Origin of the sequence: uncultured Cytophaga sp. (assembly GCF_937863595.1) — a bacterium.
GTDB lineage: Bacteria > Bacteroidota > Bacteroidia > Cytophagales > Cytophagaceae > Cytophaga.
Genome location: NZ_CALMGQ010000049.1, coordinates 17858 through 34332, shown reverse-complemented (window position 1 = coordinate 34332; position 16475 = coordinate 17858). Strand labels below are relative to the sequence as shown.

Below are 16475 nucleotides of genomic sequence, written 5' to 3'. Positions count from 1 at the left end.
GTGATTTTACTTCCCATAAATCGACCAATCATAGCTCCTGCCCAATAATAGGCAACCAAACTTGCCGCAAACTTTTCAGGGATATTTCCCATGGTATCGGATTTTAAATATACCACCAATAAGCTACCAATAACAACTTCGGCACCTACGTAGAAAAATATGGCTCCTGCTCCAAAAATCAAATGTCTAAATTCAAATATACTTCCTGTTAGTACTTCGTGCTTATCATTTTCAATAGAAAGTTTGGGCAGTTTCATGAATGACATAAACACCGCAATTAAAATTATTAATAATGCAATGCCAACATATAAGGTTCTAGTTGTTGCTAGGGTATCTGCTTGAGTCATCAAACACTCATTCAATAAATAAAAAGATCCAAATATCGGTCCGATTGCCGTCGCTGTTGAATTTAATGCGCCACCTAAATTTAGACGAGCAGCACCTGTTTCAGGGCTACCTAATGCAATCAGATATGGATTTATGGCTACTTGAAGAATGGCAAAACCAGTACCAACGATGAACAATGCAATTAAAAATAATGCATACGATGCAAACTCTGAAGCTGGGTAGAATAATAATAAACCTAATGCTACTATACATAAAGAAAGTATCGTACCTTTTTTATAGCCTATTGATTTAATAATATTTCCTGCGGGAACAGACATAAGTCCGTATGCCATAAAAAAACTAAATTGTATGAGTAGTAATTTCCAATTTTCATCATCCTTGAATGCGAAAATATTTTTCATTATAGGAATTAGTACATCATTCAATACCGTTATAAACCCGATAACGAAAAATAGTGTAGCCATTAAAATAATAGCTGGCGTATAATTTTGTGATGAATCAGATGAAGTATTGGTCGTAGTGAAATTTACTGGAGCACCGCCTGCCATAAAATAATTTATTAAGTTAAAGAATCGTTAAATATATGAGAGAAGATCTGAACCACAAAATAATTGAAAAAATAGAATGTAAAAAAAAGGGTCGATTCATTTTTGAATCGACCCTTTTTACGCATAAAATTGACTATGAGAAATTATTTGATAATAGTGAATTTTTGTACAGCAGCACCGTTTTCACCTTGTAAACGAATCAAATACATACCCTCACTTAATTGAGATGTATTAATTTGAAATGTATTTGATGACCAATCAGTAGTTATTTCAAATTCTTTGCCATTCAAATCAAGTATTGTAGGTTTTGTCGTAAGCTCAAAGGGCTTTTCTACATTAAGGATAGAATTGGTAGGGTTTGGATATACCTTAACAACTATATTTTTCACAATTGAATTGATTGTTGAAGTCGGAACATTATTTGTGTAATCTATTGCTACAGGTTCAATTCCAGAATAAATAGATTGGATAGCACCTGTAATGTACGCTAATGGGGCATTCCAATTTATAGCGATTTCATTCGTAGAGTAACTACAATCTGAATCTACATAAGAAAGTGCTGGCTGACTTGAAGGATAACCTGCGCAATTATCTTGTTGACCAGGATTGGGACCTCCTACTAATAAACCTGGTACTGCAGGATTAACCCCGTCAGCTTGTGAAACTCTATGGTGTGGGTGATTAGAAGATAAAAAACCATATCCAGTTACAAAAGAGTAATTTACAGCATTCCTACCCAGTAAATAATCAACATTCGAAGTAGCTGCTTTTAAGTAAGAACTATCTTTCGTATAATTAAATGCCTGTATAAGTATCATAGCTTGATTTGCTGCACTAGAATTACTTCCCCAGCCAAAATTCCATGAATAAGCTCCCATTGCAACACCATATGCAGAATTAGTCATCGCTTCGTTTCTATATGCAGTTGCCAAACCAATGATTTTATTCTTGATTGCAGTAGTATCTATTTTGTCACCCAGAAGAACTCTATTATGAGCAATTGATATCCAGCCTAATGTATTAACATTCTGCCAGCCTTGTAAATCAGCCCCAGTTGTAAGGTTTATATCATCATAATACTGCATTAATTGAGTTGTGGTAAATAATTCAGAAGCTGCCCAATTGAATTCGTCTGTAAAACTATAATCTCCATACTCACCTGTATTGATTGCAGGGCTTGTCATTGTCGATTGTACATATTTTATTGAAGGATTGAGGATTGCCCACTCATATGCTTTTTTTGCTGCACGCAAACAAGAGTCTGCTAATTGAGGGAATTGAGTTGGGAACTGAGCATAAATACGAGCAGATTGAGCCATAACCGCAGCAAAGTCTAAGGTAGCACCTGTGCTTTTCTGGACTACATAACGCGTAGATGTAGCTTGATTAGGCATAACGTCACCATCAAAATTAGCATTCGTTAATTTGTGATACACACCACCATCATTCGGATCTTGCATGCTAAGCATCCAACGTACATTATATAATGCTTCATCCAAAACATCTGGCACTGTATTGCTACTCTCTGGAATATTTAATGAAAGCGTATCATAATAGGTAGAGAAATGTTCGTAACAAGCTAATAAGGTATAGGTTGATATACCTGAATTGACAATGTATTTATTGTAATCACCTGCATCATACCAGCCTCTAGGAGAAGATATTTTTGAACCTGTGGGTCTGTTTGGTGATGCTGCTGAATTATGAATAACTACTTGATTGTCTGGATGACCAGCAGCTCTTGACCATACACCCGCATATTGAGATTTTAAAGCCATTGATGCACGTTGATAATAAAAACCCTTTATGCTTCCTTTTGAAAGTGTATTTAATGGTGTTTGTGAGATCGTAAATGGATAAGATGCAGATGGAATACCAGGTACAAGCATTCTATATGTTCCAGGAGTTTTAAAATCTGAGAAGTCTGCTATTCGAACGCTTTCACTCGAATAAGACCACAATTTTGATGCAGAAAGTGCTCCCGTATATAAGGTATCCGTCTTAGCTGTGTTTACAATATAAAATGCGCTTGCAGTTCCTCCATTTATAACGGCTTTTTTAGGGCCATTAATAAAAAAACCTAATTGGTTTATTTTTATCCCTTTGGCTCCCGAAGTTATGTTAGATTTCGCTCTTGTTCCAATCATTACACTGTCCAACAGAAGCCATCCTGAAGTTGATGCTGCACCAGGATTTATCATTATTTCCATTCGTACAATTTTGGTGACATCTAAATTAAACGGTACTCCGTTGTTGCTTGGGTATAATTGTTGAAATTTGCCCGTAAAATCAAATAAGTAATCTTTAGAGGTATTATCTCCTGTAATGCTTTGTTTCGTGTCAACTTGATTGGTTCTCAAACCATTTTCGTCTATTAAATCAATGCGCATTGTGAAGTTTTTACCACTGCTTGCTCGCACTTTTAAAGACACAACAGGTGCATCTTCAATATTTATTGGGTTAAAAATATAACTAAATCCACTGTAATTATTGGCAGCAGTAGTATAGGTAACATACATTTGTTTATTACCAGGAGTTGTAGTTGTATTTATGCTACATGCATATTGAGAAGAGTTGGTTGCTATATCCCAATTAGATAATGAACCACTTTCAAAATCATCTCCTGCACCAGTTTGTGCATATATTGAAAGGCTACTTAATAAGATAGTAATTATTAAAACTGCTTTTTTCATATTTTTTCGTATTTAAACAAGTATACCTCTTTTTATAATTGTTTGTTCATATTGGTTGGTAAATTAAACAACTTTTTGATCATTTTGGTTGAAAAAAACGAAACTTATTCGTATTTTGTTACCACTTTCATATATTGATTATCAAGGTATTTAACGTATAGCTAATAGTGATTTATTATTTGAGTACCACTAAGTGTTTTTTTGTTTTTATTTGTGTTTTTATTGTAATAAACACAGAATTGTATGCTCAGAAAATTATTCATTTGAGTAATCAAGAGACCATATCCTTATCTTCAAACGAGTTATATGTTTTTGAAGATTCTACCAACTTAATACCTAATATCAACGTAATTTCTGGCTCATTAGATTCATTGTTTAAGAAAGTTGCGGATAATAAGTTTTTTAGTGAAAAACTGAATACTAATTATTGGTTACGTTTTCGCATTAAAAATACTTCCAATTCTATAGATTGGCTGTTTGAATTTCCTGACCCCCATATTTCAGAAATTCACTTTTTTAGGGTTAATGAGTTGGGAATAATGGATTCTGTTAAAACGGTCGGTTTTTCATATCCCTTTTCTAAAAAAGAGTTTAAACATAAAAACTTCGTTTTTAAGACCTATTTACCCAAAGATAGTATACGAACATTCTACGTTTTGTTGAATACTAAAAATTATGCTGGTTTTACAAGTTATGTTCGGGAGGAGATTTCTTTTACCAATTATGCACTCACAGAATATATTTTATTAGGGTTCTACTATGGTGTCCTTATTATTATGGCCATATATAATCTTTTTCTGTATTTCAATACAAAGGATCGGGTTTATTTATATTATGTAGTTTACACACTTTGTTGCGCATTAAACTCCTTTTCAGAAGACGGATTGGGTTTTCAATACATTTGGCCTAATTATCCTATAGTCAATCAGTTTGTCTCTTTTTTCACTCCTGCCCTATTATTAACAGCTTTTGTATTCTATTCCTTTTCATTTTTAAATTTAAAACACAAAGCAACTGTATATTCCAATATTATAGTTGGGTTTTACTTTCTCTATTTATTCGTTTTCATAGTAGAGCGGATTGTTTTTGACTCTCAACGTATTTATCAATTTATTTTTGTAATTCCTTTTTTATTAATCTATCTCGCGTCCTTTAAAATATATTTTGGTGGAGAAAAATCTGCACGATATTTCATTTTAGCATATACAATGATCATTATAAGTTTTATTATTTATTTATTCCGTGTATTCGATTTAGTACCTCATGGCTTTGGATTGTTTGCTGTTTATAGTTTTAATATTGGATTTCTAATTGAAGTATTTATTTTGTCCATCGCCTTGGGTGATCGAATTCGAATTGAGCGAAAATTGCTGGATACCCTTCAACAACAAGCATTAGCTCAATTAATAGAAAATGAATCTTTGAAAAATAAACTTATTGTAGAGTTAAAAGAAAAAGAAGTGATTCAAGAAATAGTGAATAAAGAATTGGAATCTAAAGTTGCTATTCGAACAAAAGATTTACAAGAGAAGTCTGAAGAATTAAGTGTCTTTAATTCTAATCTTTCAAAATTAATTGAAGATTTGAACCAGATGAATATCAAATTGGATATTGATAACTGGCAATTAAAACAAAAAGTACAGGAAGAGGTTAAAGCACGACTTTCTGATGAAGAATTAAGTACTGAAAAGTTTAAAGAGTTATTTCCTGACGATACCAGTTGCATGCGCTACCTTGAGAATATTAAATGGAGCAATGGGTTTATTTGTAAAAAATGTGGACACGAACGATATATAACGCATACATCTCCTTTTAGTCGCAAATGCACATCCTGTAAACATGTTGAAAGTGTAACAGCGGATACGTTATTTCATGGGATACGAATACCTATGGACAAGGCTTTTTATATCGTGTATGATACAATACGGTCTGGTAAATCCAAAACATTAGAAGAACTGTCTGAATTATTAGGCTTGAATAAAAATACAGTTTGGGCTTTCAGAAAAAAAATTCAAGCAACGTACGAATTATTAAAAGCGAAATCAAAAGGAGCGCTTGTTCGTTGGGATGATTTGTTAAACAGTTAAACCAATTACACTCGCCAATCGTCCTGTGTTAAATCCGTCTCTTCTGGCTGAGTAAAAATCTACATTGTTTTTAAATGTACATAAACCACTTAAAGAAATATTACTTTCTTTAACTCCAATTTCTAACAGTTGCAATTTATTGGCAAGGCAAATGTCTATGTGCATTTTACCATTCGGCCCCATATGTTTACAAGCGTCTTTAAACTGAATAGAAACCTCTTCTCCAACCTCAAAATTTTCGGATGAAATTGAAGGACCTATTGCTGCAATGATTGTATCCGGAGTGCAATTAAATTCTAGCATCATCTTTTTAATGGTACAGCTAACAATTTCTGCAACGGTACCTTTCCAACCTGCATGAATGGCGGCCACTACTCGCTTTTTCGGATCAAATAAAAGAATGGGTACACAATCTGCCGATAATACGCCGATTAAAATGGACGGTGTATTTGTAATCAATGCATCTGTATTTTGAAAAATAGAATGCTTATTATCGTCTGTTACAATTGCAACGTTATTACTATGTGTTTGAATTGGAAAAACGGTTGTGGCAGGGTTGAAATGTAATTGTACTAAAAGTTCTGATCTGTTGTTCTGAACAATTTCTTCTTGATCCGAAACATTTAACCCATAATTTAAACCGAGAATGTTGCCTCTGTTTATATGTAGATTTGAACCTGTCACTAAATGTGTAAGGTTCAAATACGTATTTAGCGTTTCAAATTGCCAATGTGTTTGATTTGAATATGGAATCTTTAACATACATTAAAATCCCAAATTTGTAATTTTAAAATCTAATGGTAATACAAAAAAAGTATCGGGTAATGACCTATGAATAATTTCAAATACTTCCATTTTAAATTTAAATCCATTTTCAATATATTCTACTCTAAGTGGAATGCCGTTTACTTTTTTGTAAGCTTCATGATGAATATTACCTGTAGCAAATCCCAATGCTCTAAATGAATTGGGATTTAAAGCAGGTAAATCGGAAGTAATCCAAAAAAAACTCGTTTGTATTTTGTCATTTTCCTTTTTAACTAAAATATACTTAATGCAGGTATGATTTAAAATAATAGCTGTATCTGTTGACTGTGTCAAGCTAACAAACCTATCAGCAGTGTTAATTATGGAAGAATCTGTAATCGCTGAATATGTTTTTGTATCATCTTTAATAAAATAAGTCGTTTTTTCATCTGATAGGTACAGCATATTTCCGATTAATTTAGAAATACTACCACCTTCAATTTTTGTAAAGGAATTATTATTCTTAAATGACATTTGAAGATTCGTAGGAAAGAAAGCATTGTTGAATTCCGTTGCTTTTGAAGCTTGAATGTCATTTAATTCTTTCAGCTTTTTTTGCATGGTGCTTTTTATCGTAGGATTTTCTAAAAGCAAATATTGCATTTCAGGGTCATTCAATTGCTGCTCTAATTCTTTTATCATTTCTTCAATTTCCGAATTGTCTTCTTTTAATACGTTTTTCTTGTAGAGATTAACAGCATCTGTATCAACTACATCTACCACAATATTCCAGTTAAATACACCTTCAAATTTTGTGATTTGGGCAAATGATGTAATGAATAAAAACGAAAAGAATAAAAAGAATATAGATTTTTTCATTAATTGTAATTAAGGTAACGTAATGGTTGTGTTTACTTACTTGTAAGGTACTTCTTTGTAATCTGAAGGAATTGCAAAGGTACTAGCTGGTAGAATTGTCGTTTTAAATTCTTCTACTTCGAGTGCTACTTTTTGTCCTTTCTCGTTTATTTCTATTTTTAATGGAACGCCTTCAATTTTATCAAAATACTTTTCTGATGTATTATTGGAAATACTTTTACTTCTGAAAGAAGATTTATTGTATTGTTTCAACTCTTTTGTTGACCATATAAACATGGTATTGGAATGCTCATTTTTCGTATATGTTACAATATATTTATAGCAAGTATAACCTAAAACTTTCATCGATTCAGTCGTAGCTTTAATTGTATAGGTTGTAGAATCATTGTTTGATGACTTTGGATAAATTGAATACGTTTTAGCTGCTTGTTTTATTAGATATGTTTTATCTGTTGATTTTAAAAAAAGTAAATCTCCCAATGCTGCTGTTACTCCTCCTTCTACCTGTGTATAGGTATTTCCAGCTTTGTATTTTATGGTATACGATTTAGGAAATAAGGCATTCATGTTTACTTCTCCACTTGCTTTCATTGTTGCAAGTTGTTGTTCAATCATAGATTTCATAGCAGGATTGCTATCTAACATTGCCTTCATTTGCGGATCATTCATTTTTGATTCTAATTCGGCAATACTTTTTTTTAGGTCTACTTGTTGCTGAGGACTAAGAGTCGTTTTGTTTTCAGATACGTTATCAGTAGACCCAATTGTTATTTTCCATTTTATAATTCCTTCAAAATCTGTTTGAGCCTGTGTAAAAAATATGCTGAAACAAATGACAGATAAAAAAACAATGATCTTTTTCATAATAAAATTTAAATTTATTTATGTTAATGTGGTTTGGTTAATTATGTTTATACTATCTCATTCAATTAAGACATGTTTAGAATATATTTGTACATGTCTTAATTGAATGAGATTAATCAATTAAGAAAAAATTCTACAAATTTTCTAATTATGAAATACGTTTGCTTGGAAACAATTGAAAGAAATACAAATCAATGCATTCTTTCTTTAATTCCTTACCTCAATTACAAATAAATATAGCTTCAATAACCAACTTATTTCATTTTATCTCCAAAAACCTTTTTGAATTTCTCTAATTTGGGACGTATAATGTACATGCAATAAGGTTGCGCTCCGTTTTCTTTATAATAATTTTGGTGATAATCTTCCGCTGGGTAAAATGTTTCGAATTTTGTTATTTCAGTAACTATAGGATTTGCAAATAGCTTTTCATCATCCAATTTCTTTTTATAATACTCCGCTTCCTTTTTTTGTTGTTCATTATGATAAAACACTGCAGATCTATATTGTGTCCCTACATCATTTCCTTGCTTATTAAGAGTCGTGGGGTCATGAGAATACCAAAACATTTGTAATAGCTCACTATAAGTAACAATAGCAGGGTTAAATACAATCTGTAAGGCTTCAGCATGTCCTGTTGTGCCCGTGCAAATTTGTTTGTAAGTGGGGTTTTTAACAAGTCCACCACTATAACCTGATGTAACCTTAACAACACCTTTTATGTCTTGGAAAATAGCTTCTGTGCACCAAAAACAACCATTGCCAAACGTTGCTGTATCTAATTGAGTTGTGTTATTGATTGAATTGTCCATACTTGTTGATTGTATCTGTTGTGTTTTGTTGGTATTGTTATTACAAGCCATTAAAACCATTATACTTAATGTACTTGTAAATAGAGCTAAAATACTTTTTTTCATATAGTTTAATTTTAGGAAATAAATCCTTCCTTATCCTCAACAAAAATTAAGGGAAAAGGTTGCCATTAATGAAAGTTAACGAAATGCGATGATTATTTTTTACTGATAACTAATTAATTACGCATTTAGTGCATAATTAATTGATAATGGTTGTGCAATATTGATAATTATGTGTAGTTTTGCAATCCCAAATGGCGAGGTAGCTCAGCTGGTTAGAGCACAGGATTCATAACCCTGAGGTCTCGGGTTCGAGTCCCGATTTCGCTACAAAAGCTTCACAGAAATGTGAAGCTTTTTTTTATGTCTAAATTATTCTCCAAGAGTATGTATTTATTTTAAGTGGGAGCAAAAAAAAACGCCCACTAATGTGGGCGTTTTTACTTTCACAAAAAAGTGAAATTATTTTTTTACTTTATCAACAACAGCTTTGAAAGCTTCTGGATGATTCATTGCTAAATCAGCTAACACTTTTCTGTTTAACTTGATGTTCGCTTTATCCAAAGCACCAATGAATTGAGAATAAGACAAACCGAATTGTCTAGATCCTGCATTGATACGTTGTATCCAAAGACCACGAAAGTGTCTTTTCTTTTGTTTACGGCCGATATAGGCGAAAACTTTTCCTCGTTCAACCGCATTTTTTGCAACGGTCCAAACATTTTTTCTTCTACCAAAGTAACCTTTGGCTAACTTCAAAATCTTTTTTCTTCTTTCTCTTGAAGCTACAGATGGTACTGATCTAGGCATTTCTTTTTTGTTTTTTAGTAGTTGGTGATTTGCTTAAGCAAATTCTTGGTAACCAAACACTGGGTTTAACATTGTTAACCAGTTTAAATCTAAATTGAATTAGATTTTTAGCATAGCCCTAACGTTGGACTCATCTGCTTTACTAACCAGGTGTGCGTGTACTAAGTTACGCTTACGTTTAGTAGATTTTTTCGTAAGAATGTGGCTATGGTAAGCACACTTTCTTTTGATTTTTCCACTTCCTGTAAGTTTAAACCTTTTCTTTGCTCCTGATTTGGTTTTTACTTTAGGCATTTAATTTATCTGTTTAATTTGTAAAGAAATTACTTTTTTGGCGATGCTTTAGGTGTTAGCATTAAGAACATTCTCTTACCTTCTAACCTTGGCATCTCTTCTACTTTTGCTAAATCTTCAAGCGCTTGTGCAAACTTTAATAACATGATTTCACCACGTTCTTTGTAAACAATCGTACGCCCCACAAAGTGTACATAAGCTTTTACTTTAAAGCCATCTTTCAAGAATTCAAAAGCGTGTTTCAATTTAAATTCGTAATCGTGTTCATCTGTATTTGGACCGAAACGAATTTCTTTGACAATTACCTTATGTTGTTTCGCTTTTAACTCTTTCTGCTTCTTCTTTTGTTCGTATTTGAACTTAGAATAATCTGTTATTTTACAAACAGGAGGATCTGCATTTGGCGAAATCTCTACAAGGTCTAAATTTTGCTCTTTTGCAAGTGTTAATGCTTCGCGAAGAGTATAAACATTGGGTTCAATATTTTCTCCTACTAAACGTACATTAGCAGCTTTGATAAAATCATTAATTCGGTGTTCGTCCTTGTCTCTTATTGGGGCCCGGAAAGGCCTGGGATTTCTTAATGCCATTCGTTATGTTTTATTCCTGTTTGTTTTTGTTTTTAAACGAGTTGCAAATATCGCAATTTTTATCGTATACTAATAACTGTATTCGTTTTTTTTCTATTAAACAGCAAATTGTTTCGCAATTTCTGATTCGAAATATTGAATAAAATCTTCAACTAACATACTACCAAGGTCTTCGCCACCATGTTTGCGAATTGCAATTTTACCTTCATTAACTTCTTTTTCTCCTATTACAAGCATAAAAGGCACTTTTTTAACCTCTGTGTCACGAATTTTCTTACCAATCTTTTCGTCACGATTATCTACATACCCTCTAATATCTTTTACCAAGAGTCTATCATATACATCTTGAGCGTATTCATTGAATTTATCGGATATAGGTAAAATGGCAATTTGATCTGGAGATAACCATAATGGAAAGTTCCCAGCAACGTGTTCAATTAATACAGCAATGAAGCGTTCAAGCGAACCAAATGGCGCACGGTGAATCATTACTGGTCGGTGTTTTTGATTGTCTGAACCTGTATATTCTAATTCAAAACGATTTGGTAATTGGTAGTCAACTTGTATCGTACCAAGCTGCCATTTTCTACCTAATGCATCTTTAACCATAAAATCTAGTTTTGGACCGTAAAATGCAGCCTCTCCTAGTTCTGTAACGGTACTCAATCCTTTTTCAGCAGACGCTTCAATGATGGCACTTTCAGCCTTAAACCATTGCTCATCTTCACCTATATATTTTTCTTTATTATTGGGATCTCTTAATGAAATCTGTGCGGTAAAATCAGTAAAGCCTAATACTTTAAATACATACAACACCAAATCAATTACTTTTAAGAATTCTTCTTTTACTTGATCTGGTCTACAGAAAATATGCGCATCATCTTGAGTAAAGCCTCTAACACGTGTCAAACCATGCAACTCACCACTTTGTTCATAACGATAAACAGTTCCAAATTCAGCATAACGAATTGGAAGGTCTTTGTATGAACGTGGTTTTGTTTTATATATCTCACAATGGTGCGGACAGTTCATTGGTTTTAATAAGAACTGCTCTCCTTCATGTGGTGTATAGATTGGTTGAAAAGAATCTTTGCCATATTTTTCAAAGTGTCCGGAGGTTACATACAATTGTTTATTACCAATATGTGGTGTAACTACTGGTTGATAGCCTGCGCGTACTTGCGCTTTCTTTAAAAAGTTTTCAAGTCGTTCTCTAAGTAATGCACCCTTAGGCAACCATAAAGGCAATCCCATACCTACTTTTTCAGAGAAAGCAAATAATTCTAACTCTTTACCCAGTTTTCTATGATCGCGTTTTTTTGCTTCTTCCAAAACATGTAAGTAGTCTTTTAGCTCTTGTTGTTTAGGAAAAGTTACACCATAAATACGGGTTAATTGTTTGCTTTTTTCATCCCCTCTCCAATATGCACCAGCTACACTCATCAACTTTATAGCCTTGATGAAACCTGTATCTGGAATGTGTGGACCTCTACATAAATCGGTAAAAGAACCTTGCTTATAGAATGTGATAGAGCCATCCGTAAGACCTTCTATCAAATCTAATTTATATGGATCTTGTTTATCTGTAAAATAACTAATTGCATCTTTCTTGGAAACGTCACTTCGAATGTAGGCGTTTTTTTGTTTCGCTAATTCCATCATTTTCTTTTCGATGTTTTCAAAATCATCTTGAGAAAATGAACGATCGCCAAAATCAACATCGTAATAGAAACCTGTTTCAATTGCGGGGCCAATTCCAAACAACGTACCTGGATAAAGATCTTCTAGTGCTTCCGCTAATAAATGGGCTGAAGAGTGCCAAAATGTCGATTTACCTTCTGTATCGTTCCACGTTAATAACTGCACTGTTGAATCTGTAGTTATCTCACGTGATGCATCCCAAACGTCACCATTGACTTTGGCTGCTAATACATTACGAGCTAAGCCTTCACTAATACTAAGGGCAATGCCCATACTTGTGATGCCTTTTTCGTATTCGCGGATTGAACCGTCTGGTAAGGTAATTTTTATCATAATTGTGTTATATCCCTACAAATTTACAAAGTTTTTCAAAATAATAATCTATTCCATTTTAAATGGATAAAACTATTCGGATTTAACTTCGGATTTTGCTTGAATTATTTTTTCGATTCGTTCTATTTCTTTTTTAACAAAGGCAGAAGATGTGTCTAGTGACAATGCATTTTTATAATATGTGATTGCTCCTCTGTTGTCTTCTAATTTTAAAGAATAGTCCCCCATTTTAATTATGCTTTTACTATCAGAGGGATTTTTTTCCAACCATTTACTCAAGTAGGTCATTGCTTCTTTATAGTTCTGATTTTCTTGATAATATTCACTTAAGGGTTTATACAAAACACTCGCTTGTGGGTCGCATAGCAATCCCTCTTTGTATGATGCCAATGCAACGCTCCCCTTTTTGATAGACTCAAAAAACTTACCCTCATATAGGAACAATTCGGGTGTGCAAGGGCGCATACGTTTTGCTTTTATCAGTAAGGGCATAATCGAATCGTACATATGTTTTGCATAATACAAAGACATTAAATCAATATACGCTTCAATGTATTGTGGATTTTTTTGAATGCATGATTTATATTTTAAGAATGTTTGCGCAGTATCTTTTCTTAATAAAGATTTTTTAGCTTCAATGTAAGTCAATTCGGCCATTTGTGGAGCTATAGAACTTAATTTTGAAATATATTTATTTGCAGAAATGGTATCATTTTTTTCTAGTAAACAATTTGCCAATAATGCATATAAGATAGGTTCCGAATTTCCAAGTTCTAATGCCTTTTGTGCTTCGGATAATGCTAAATCTACATTTTCTAATTCATTATTAATTTTAGCACTTAATAACCAATATGCTGAAACACTTCCATCCAAACGTAATGCTTTTGCAATATCATTTTGTGCAATTCTGAAATTATTAATACCATAAAAATAATCAGCTCTTTTGAAGTATAAATAATCATTATTTGGATCGGCTTCAATCGCCTCATTTAAAGCACTAAGCTGCAATTCTGATGAATATGTTAATTCATTCAGAGGAGGCATATTGTTTGAACTATCTTTTTTGCTACCACAAGAAAAGAATGCAATTAATAATGCAATAAATATACTTTTGGTTATGAAATGCATTGTATTTATATGATAAAGCGGAAAGAAAGTTTAATCCCAAATTTACTAATATTGGGTACATCTCTGTACGTTACTCGATGTATAAAATCAATTCGTGCAGATTTAAATATGTTATCAATACCATACCCTAGTTCAATATACGGTTTAGTTGGATCTAATGATTGTACGTTAATGGTTTTTCCTCCATTCACTGTTGTTGGTGCTAGTAAGTTTCTATTTGCATCAGAAAGGCTACCCATCAATACATTTCCTGTTAAAAAGAACCTCCATTTTAATTTACGTATAACTGGAATACGATTGCTAATTAAGCCATCTAAATCGTGTTTGATTTTTATGGATGCATATTGATCACTTGTATATTCAAAGAAATTCATCAAGTTAAATGCAGCTGTTGTATAAAAGAAGGTTTGATTCCCTATATGATTTTCTAATAATGGATATGGTACTGGTTTGTATATTTTGCCAATTACAAATTGATAGTTTGTTCTGCCAAAAATGCCAAAACGTATTGAATGGTCAATCGTCAATTGAAGCTTATCATAATTATAATTACTACCTAATACGCCTTTTAAACCAGCGGTATATTGAAAGTAGGCAATCGGATATTTTTTTGCACCTAAACTAATTCGTTCATTACCATTTTGTAAAAAAATCTCATCATATGAAAATTTCATTAATACGATCAACTCCGTCGTTTGGAATTGTTGAAGGGTATTAGGCGTAAATGTAGCAGTAGGTTCAGATTCATATGCTGCAAAATTATATAAAGGATCAAAAGTCATATGTCTGAAAACAACTTTTGGCATAAAATTCTTAGTAAGATCTCTTTCAAAAAAAGCTCCGTATTGTCTTGAATAATATGGCCCCCTTAAAGTTCCCCAACGGGTAAAAGCCAAAAATAAATTATTACTGCTCAATTTTTCAGCAGGTGCACCTATTTGATCCACATCGTATTTATAATAAACACCCGTTTGAGTCCACGGTTTTCTAGATAAAATAAAATTTGCTGCTCCCCCATATTTTAACCGATCATCTCTACTACCGTAACCAACAAAACCTTTTAAAATAACTTTTCTACTAAAATCTTTATTGGTTCTAAAACCCATTTGCACTCTATTGCCTTCTATATTATTAAAAGAATACAAAGATAAATAAGGCCCAATATCAAATTTGCCAACTTTTTTATATCCATTAATGGCTACATCGAGTATTTCAACATAGCTTTTTACGATGGGTAAATTCTTTAATGTATCAATCATCTGATACATTAAAGGGTCTGTTTTTCTAGTTGTATCTGTATAGATTTCTTGCCAAAATGTTGCTGGTTTTTCTTGTGCATCTTCTAATAATTCAATGCGCTGATCAAAGAAATTTGCATCCTTTGGTTTATTTACAATAGGATCTTGAATGTTGGAATAGAACGTAGCAACCATACTTGGTAAAGATCCTATGTCTTCTAAATCAAGATAAATGTTTGTTGTTTTAGGTATCCATGCCCCTTCTTCTATTTGAGTTAAGCCTTGATTAATTGTTATTTTATCAATGTAATTGAGATTAGCTTCTTCAAATATATTTCCTTCTATGTGCACTAACGCAAAGGTTGTATCACTAATATACATGCTGCCTTGAAATGCCAAGTCTTTGGGCTGTTTAGGCTTAAAATCTATTTTATAGCACCATAAATTATCTTTGTATAAACTGTCGACCAATCTATATTCATAAAAAATATTCCAACTATCAGAAATAGGTGAAATGAAATCTTTATCAAGGATATTCATATAATTTTCGTAAAAATTATATTCAAAAAATGTAGAACCCAATATTTGTGAAAGGATACTTCCGTCATCCATACCAATCCCTTCAACCTTAACTCCTTTAATTATTTCTTTGGTTGCTTTGGGGTTTGTCCGGTAATAATAATCTGTAACTGTTTCAGACATTAAAACGGGTATCATTGGGTTACCTTCGGAGTCCTTTAAATTTTTAATGCTATCAAGTACGCCTGCCACTTGTTGCATTATTTTCTTTTCTCTTAATTTTTCACTGATATTATTTACGAAAATGGATGTGCGGTTGTATGTCTCGTATTGGTAGCCACTTAAATTGCGTTTGTCGTTGATGTATTTGTGCGCTACTACTTCACGCATTATTCGAAACGCAGGGTTTTCTTTTGGCCTAATAACAATTTCAGGAGTGGAATAATCTTCTGATATATATATAGTTAAATACTGTACAGAGCTAATATGAGGGATAGCTACGGTCTTTGTGACATAACCAATTGTACTTACCCAGAGGGAGTCCTCATTGTTTGGAACTTCTAATTCAAATGACCCATTGAATTCCGTTTCGGTCCCATATATTGTACCTTTTATATATACTGTTGCATACGGAATTGAATCTTTTGATTCTTCATCTAATATAAATCCTTTCAGAGTGATTGTTTGAGCAAAACTGGTTGAACATATAAATAATGTAAACATAAAAAAAGAAAATTCTTTTTTATGTTTACATATGGTTTGAACCACAATGCAGGAGTTAAACGTGCTAATTAAGAAATGTAGAAATTGTAAAAAAGCAAACATTAATGTAATAATCAGTC

The 16475-nt window shown here is 32.6% G+C and carries 13 protein-coding genes and 1 tRNA gene; 2 read left to right on the top strand and 12 right to left on the bottom strand.

Translation table 11 applies throughout. The features are described 5' to 3' along the window. Positions 1–896: MFS transporter (locus tag Q0543_RS03750; RefSeq protein WP_299249317.1), on the bottom strand; the 896-nt coding region annotated here is incomplete at its 3' end. Positions 897–1039: 143 nt separating this feature from the next. Next, complete coding sequence (locus Q0543_RS03745) at positions 1040–3589, bottom strand: glycoside hydrolase family 9 protein (RefSeq protein WP_299249313.1); 2550 nt, start codon at positions 3587–3589, stop codon at positions 1040–1042. 263 nt (positions 3590–3852) lie between these two features. Here Q0543_RS03745 and Q0543_RS03740 point away from each other — a divergent pair, with 263 nt between their 5' ends. Further along, positions 3853–5676, top strand: a complete 1824-nt coding sequence (locus Q0543_RS03740) for a 7TM diverse intracellular signaling domain-containing protein (protein ID WP_299249311.1) — start codon at positions 3853–3855, stop codon at positions 5674–5676. On the opposite strand, the gene pgeF is transcribed toward Q0543_RS03740, so the two are convergent. The 4 genes from pgeF to msrA form a co-directional block, all read right to left on the bottom strand. Further along, complete coding sequence (pgeF, locus tag Q0543_RS03735) at positions 5665–6438, bottom strand: peptidoglycan editing factor PgeF (RefSeq protein WP_299249309.1); 774 nt, start codon at positions 6436–6438, stop codon at positions 5665–5667. The two genes, Q0543_RS03740 and pgeF, sit on opposite strands and share 12 nt — an antisense overlap. A 3-nt stretch (positions 6439–6441) precedes the next feature. After that, positions 6442–7302: a DUF4412 domain-containing protein gene (locus tag Q0543_RS03730; protein ID WP_299249306.1), complete on the bottom strand. Its 861-nt coding sequence runs from the start codon at positions 7300–7302 to the stop codon at positions 6442–6444. Positions 7303–7338: 36 nt separating this feature from the next. Then, on the bottom strand, positions 7339–8166 hold the full coding sequence (locus Q0543_RS03725) for a DUF4412 domain-containing protein (RefSeq protein ID WP_299249303.1): 828 nt from the start codon (positions 8164–8166) through the stop codon (positions 7339–7341). A 254-nt stretch (positions 8167–8420) separates the two neighbouring features. Continuing rightward, positions 8421–9083, bottom strand: coding sequence for a peptide-methionine (S)-S-oxide reductase MsrA (gene msrA, locus Q0543_RS03720; RefSeq protein ID WP_299249300.1), 663 nt, complete (start codon positions 9081–9083; stop codon positions 8421–8423). A 193-nt stretch (positions 9084–9276) separates the two neighbouring features. On the opposite strand from msrA, the gene Q0543_RS03715 reads away from it, so the two are divergent. Then, positions 9277–9350, top strand: a tRNA-Met gene (locus Q0543_RS03715). A gap of 132 nt (positions 9351–9482) precedes the next feature. Here the strand turns inward: Q0543_RS03715 and rplT are convergent. The 6 genes from rplT to Q0543_RS03685 form a co-directional block, all read right to left on the bottom strand. Further along, a complete protein-coding gene (rplT, locus tag Q0543_RS03710) occupies positions 9483–9830 on the bottom strand; it encodes a 50S ribosomal protein L20 (RefSeq protein ID WP_299249299.1) in 348 nt (115 codons plus the stop codon). Positions 9831–9929: 99 nt separating this feature from the next. Then, the gene (rpmI, locus tag Q0543_RS03705) at positions 9930–10124 is read right to left on the bottom strand and encodes a 50S ribosomal protein L35 (protein ID WP_299249296.1); all 195 of its coding nucleotides are present in this window, start codon (positions 10122–10124) and stop codon (positions 9930–9932) included. A 29-nt stretch (positions 10125–10153) separates the two neighbouring features. After that, a complete protein-coding gene (gene infC / locus Q0543_RS03700; RefSeq protein ID WP_299249293.1) occupies positions 10154–10714 on the bottom strand; it encodes a translation initiation factor IF-3 in 561 nt (186 codons plus the stop codon). A 96-nt stretch (positions 10715–10810) separates the two neighbouring features. After that, entirely contained in the window at positions 10811–12748 is a 1938-nt protein-coding gene (thrS, locus tag Q0543_RS03695) for a threonine--tRNA ligase (protein ID WP_299249291.1), read from the bottom strand. 72 nt (positions 12749–12820) lie between these two features. Further along, positions 12821–13876, bottom strand: a complete 1056-nt coding sequence (locus tag Q0543_RS03690; protein WP_299249288.1) for a hypothetical protein — start codon at positions 13874–13876, stop codon at positions 12821–12823. Positions 13877–13881: 5 nt separating this feature from the next. Beyond that, positions 13882–16356, bottom strand: coding sequence for a DUF5686 family protein (locus Q0543_RS03685; protein WP_299249285.1), 2475 nt, complete (start codon positions 16354–16356; stop codon positions 13882–13884). Between the last annotated feature and the right edge of the window lie 119 nt (positions 16357–16475).

Coding starts and splice junctions, on each gene's coding strand:
- Q0543_RS03745 (WP_299249313.1), bottom strand. CDS start 3,589: ATGAAAAAAGCAGTTTTAATAATTACTATCTTATTAAGTAGCCTTTCA.
- pgeF (WP_299249309.1), bottom strand. CDS start 6,438: ATGTTAAAGATTCCATATTCAAATCAAACACATTGGCAATTTGAAACG.
- Q0543_RS03730 (WP_299249306.1), bottom strand. CDS start 7,302: ATGAAAAAATCTATATTCTTTTTATTCTTTTCGTTTTTATTCATTACA.
- Q0543_RS03725 (WP_299249303.1), bottom strand. CDS start 8,166: ATGAAAAAGATCATTGTTTTTTTATCTGTCATTTGTTTCAGCATATTT.
- msrA (WP_299249300.1), bottom strand. CDS start 9,083: ATGAAAAAAAGTATTTTAGCTCTATTTACAAGTACATTAAGTATAATG.
- rplT (WP_299249299.1), bottom strand. CDS start 9,830: ATGCCTAGATCAGTACCATCTGTAGCTTCAAGAGAAAGAAGAAAAAAG.
- rpmI (WP_299249296.1), bottom strand. CDS start 10,124: ATGCCTAAAGTAAAAACCAAATCAGGAGCAAAGAAAAGGTTTAAACTT.
- infC (WP_299249293.1), bottom strand. CDS start 10,714: ATGGCATTAAGAAATCCCAGGCCTTTCCGGGCCCCAATAAGAGACAAG.
- thrS (WP_299249291.1), bottom strand. CDS start 12,748: ATGATAAAAATTACCTTACCAGACGGTTCAATCCGCGAATACGAAAAA.
- Q0543_RS03690 (WP_299249288.1), bottom strand. CDS start 13,876: ATGCATTTCATAACCAAAAGTATATTTATTGCATTATTAATTGCATTC.
- Q0543_RS03685 (WP_299249285.1), bottom strand. CDS start 16,356: ATGTTTACATTATTTATATGTTCAACCAGTTTTGCTCAAACAATCACT.